This is a genomic window from Microbacterium sp. CPCC 204701, from assembly GCF_004010105.1.
GTDB lineage: Bacteria > Actinomycetota > Actinomycetes > Actinomycetales > Microbacteriaceae > Microbacterium.
Window position 1 is genome coordinate 1 of sequence record NZ_RRYE01000345.1, and the last position, 3,150, is coordinate 3,150.

A 3,150-nucleotide genomic window follows, 5' to 3' on the forward strand; every position below is an offset into this window, starting at 1 on the left:
GCGGCCGAGGCGGGTCGCGCGGCGCCCGGAGGCGCGCGGGGGCAAGGTGGTGCGAGCGAGGGAGAGGGGCACGCGCTCCATCATGGACCACGACGGTGCCACCGGAGGCGCCGGCGCGGGACGGGCGGCGAGCCTCGAATCGGACCCGGCAGGAACATCGCGGGCGACCCCCGCGTTCTGTTACCCTGGAGTGTCACTCGTGTGGCTGTTTCGCCACGCCTGCTGCCGGTTCCCACCGGCCGCGGACCCCGCAAGGGCTCGTGACATCGCATGACAAAATCCGCTTCGCCTCGGCTCGAGGTGCTCGTCCGCGCTCGCGCGGACCGGCGCCGATGACGGCGGAGGCCCGAGAACCCAACCCAACAAGGACAACCCACTACATGACTAGCGCAACGACCGCCCCGGCCACCAAGCAGGTCGCGATCAACGACATCGGATCTGCCGAGGACTTCCTGGCCGCGGTCGAGAAGACTCTGAAGTTCTTCAACGACGGCGACCTGATCGAGGGCACCGTGGTGAAGATCGACCGCGACGAGGTCCTCCTCGACGTCGGCTACAAGACCGAGGGCGTCATCCCCTCGCGTGAGCTCTCCATCAAGCACGACGTCGACCCCAACGAGGTCGTCAAGGTCGGCGACGAGGTCGAAGCCCTCGTTCTCCAGAAGGAGGACAAGGAAGGCCGCCTCATCCTGTCCAAGAAGCGCGCGCAGTACGAGCGTGCGTGGGGCGATGTCGAGAAGATCAAGGAGAACGACGGTGTCGTCACCGGCTCCGTGATCGAGGTCGTCAAGGGTGGTCTCATCGTCGACATCGGGCTGCGCGGCTTCCTCCCCGCGTCGCTGATCGAGCTGCGCCGCGTGCGCGACTTGACGCCGTACCTCGGCCAGGAGATCGAGGCGAAGATCCTCGAGCTCGACAAGAACCGCAACAACGTCGTCCTCTCGCGCCGCGCCCTGCTCGAGCAGACGCAGTCGGAGTCGCGCACCACGTTCCTCAACAACCTGCACAAGGGCCAGGTCCGCAAGGGCACCGTCTCGTCGATCGTCAACTTCGGCGCGTTCGTCGACCTCGGCGGCGTCGACGGTCTCGTGCACGTCTCCGAGCTGTCGTGGAAGCACATCGAGCACGCGTCCGAGGTCGTCGAGGTGGGCCAGGAGGTCACCGTCGAGATCCTCGAGGTCGACCTCGACCGCGAGCGCGTGTCGCTCTCGCTCAAGGCGACGCAGGAGGACCCGTGGCAGGTCTTCGCCCGCACTCACGCGATCGGCCAGGTCGCGCCGGGCAAGGTCACCAAGCTCGTTCCCTTCGGTGCGTTCGTGCGCGTCGCAGACGGCATCGAGGGCCTCGTGCACATCTCGGAGCTGTCGGGCAAGCACGTCGAGCTCGCCGAGCAGGTCGTGTCGGTCGGCGAAGAGGTCTTCGTCAAGATCATCGACATCGACCTCGAGCGTCGCCGCATCTCGCTCTCGCTCAAGCAGGCGAACGAGTCGGTCGACCCCTACGGCACCGAGTTCGACCCGGCCCTTTACGGCATGGTCACCGAGTACGACGAGAACGGGGAGTACAAGTACCCCGAGGGCTTCGACCCGGAGACCAACCAGTGGAAGGAAGGCTTCGACGAGCAGCGCGAGAAGTGGGAGCAGGAGTACGCCGCTGCTCACGCTCGCTGGGAGGCGCACAAGGCCGCCGTCATCAAGGCCCTCGAGGCCGAGGCGGCCGCACCGGTCGAGACCGGTGCCAGCACCTTCTCGTCCGAGAGCGGCCCCGCAGGCACGCTCGCGGACGACGAGGCTCTCGCCGCCCTGCGCGAGAAGCTCTCGGGTCGCTGAGCGCATCACGCTGATGGATTCGGCCGCAGCGCGGCCGATGCGATGACAGAGGGCCGGAACCCATCGGGTTCCGGCCCTCTCGTCGTTCCCGCGTCACCCGGCCGGCCCGGCCCCCGCGGGCTCATCCGCATCGCACGGCGGGTACGCCTCGGCGCGGACGCCCTCGACATCGCGCACGAATGTGAACCGCGTGCCCTCGGCATCCGTCGGCAGCATCACGACGACTCCGTACTCGGGCGACCAGTCCTCCGATGTCAGGAAGTAATTCCCGCCGGTGGACTCGAGCAGTCGCAGCCCGCGGTAGTGGTACCGGCGGTCGTCGCCGGTGCCGAAGCACGAAGTCTCGACCCCCGGTGCCACGATGTCGAGCGGGACGGCGCTGTCGACCTCGACCCCGGGCCGCGTCGCGACGTGGGCCTCGAAGTCCCGGGCGAGCTCGGTGCCCTCGACGGTCGCGAAGTTCGTCGCCGACCAGAACAGTCCGACGGCGGCGAGAAGGGCGATCGAGCCGCGCAGCACACCCTCGGTGAGCGGCGCGAAGCCGACTGCGCCCGGCAGCCGCGAGCGCAGGCTCAAGGCGTACAGGAAGAGCAGCAGCCCCGCGACGCACACCAGTGGGCCGAGGGTGAAGCTCAGGGCGTAGCCGGCGAGCCACATCGCCAGTCCGGCGACGAAGACCAGCGTCGCCGCCCCCCACAGCCACCGCGCGACGAACCCCACGGCGGGATCGTCGATCCCGCAGCGCACGCGACGCCGCTGCCACCACTGGTCCAGACCCACCCACAGCAGACCTGCGACGGCGGCGAAGATCGGCAGCAGGAACACCGACCGGACGCTGCGGCGCACGTAGTCGTCCACCGTCATCCCGAGAATCGCCTCGTCCAGGCCGACCAGGGTGGCCATACGGTCGGCCCGCACCCACCCGAAGTACACCAGCAGGGCGGTGAGCACTCCGACGTTGGCGAGCACGGCGAGCAGCGTCCGCACCAGCCCGTTGCGCATGTCGCGGTTCTCGGCGGCCTCCAGCGGGTCGTCGAAGCCGGCCTGCGCGTCGGAGGACGCGTCGGACGGCAGCAGGGCGTCCGGCGCCGTGCTTTCGCCGACGCCGGTCGTCGTCATCCCGTCACCTCGTCAGGTGTCGGCAGCGGAACCTCGGCGAGTGTCGCGACCGCCGGCGCGTCGTCCGTGGCCGGCATCGCGGCCTCAGGCACGACCTCGACGGCGAGCGCCTCGGATGCTGCCGGGACCGGGTCCACGGGCGCGGATTCGGTGGTTCCGGCCGGGGCGCCGGCATCGCCGGGCGCCGGCGCCCGAACCGGCT

At 69.6% G+C, this 3,150-nt stretch carries 2 protein-coding genes and 1 pseudogene; 1 reads left to right on the plus strand and 2 read right to left on the minus strand.

All coding sequences use genetic code 11. The annotated features are described in order from the left end of the window. Nucleotides 1-380: 380 nt before the first annotated feature. Nucleotides 381-1,829 carry a 30S ribosomal protein S1 gene (rpsA, locus tag EIO58_RS15100; RefSeq protein WP_127820208.1) on the plus strand — a complete coding sequence of 483 codons (1,449 nt, stop codon included), beginning with the start codon at nucleotides 381-383 and terminating at the stop codon, nucleotides 1,827-1,829. Between the two features lie 93 nt (nucleotides 1,830-1,922). Here rpsA and EIO58_RS15105 read toward each other — a convergent pair whose 3' ends face one another. Together EIO58_RS15105 and EIO58_RS18950 are read right to left on the minus strand one after the other, a co-directional pair. Further along, complete coding sequence (locus EIO58_RS15105) at nucleotides 1,923-2,948, minus strand: hypothetical protein (RefSeq protein ID WP_127820209.1); 1,026 nt, start codon at nucleotides 2,946-2,948, stop codon at nucleotides 1,923-1,925. After that, nucleotides 2,945-3,150, minus strand: a pseudogene (locus EIO58_RS18950) (hypothetical protein); the annotation flags it as partial. The pseudogene EIO58_RS18950 and the gene EIO58_RS15105, both read right to left, overlap by 4 nt.

Bases quoted from the DNA above. Each gene is read 5' to 3' on its own strand.
- rpsA (WP_127820208.1), top strand. From the start codon at position 381: ATGACTAGCGCAACGACCGCCCCGGCCACCAAGCAGGTCGCGATCAAC.
- EIO58_RS15105 (WP_127820209.1), bottom strand. From the start codon at position 2,948: ATGACGACGACCGGCGTCGGCGAAAGCACGGCGCCGGACGCCCTGCTG.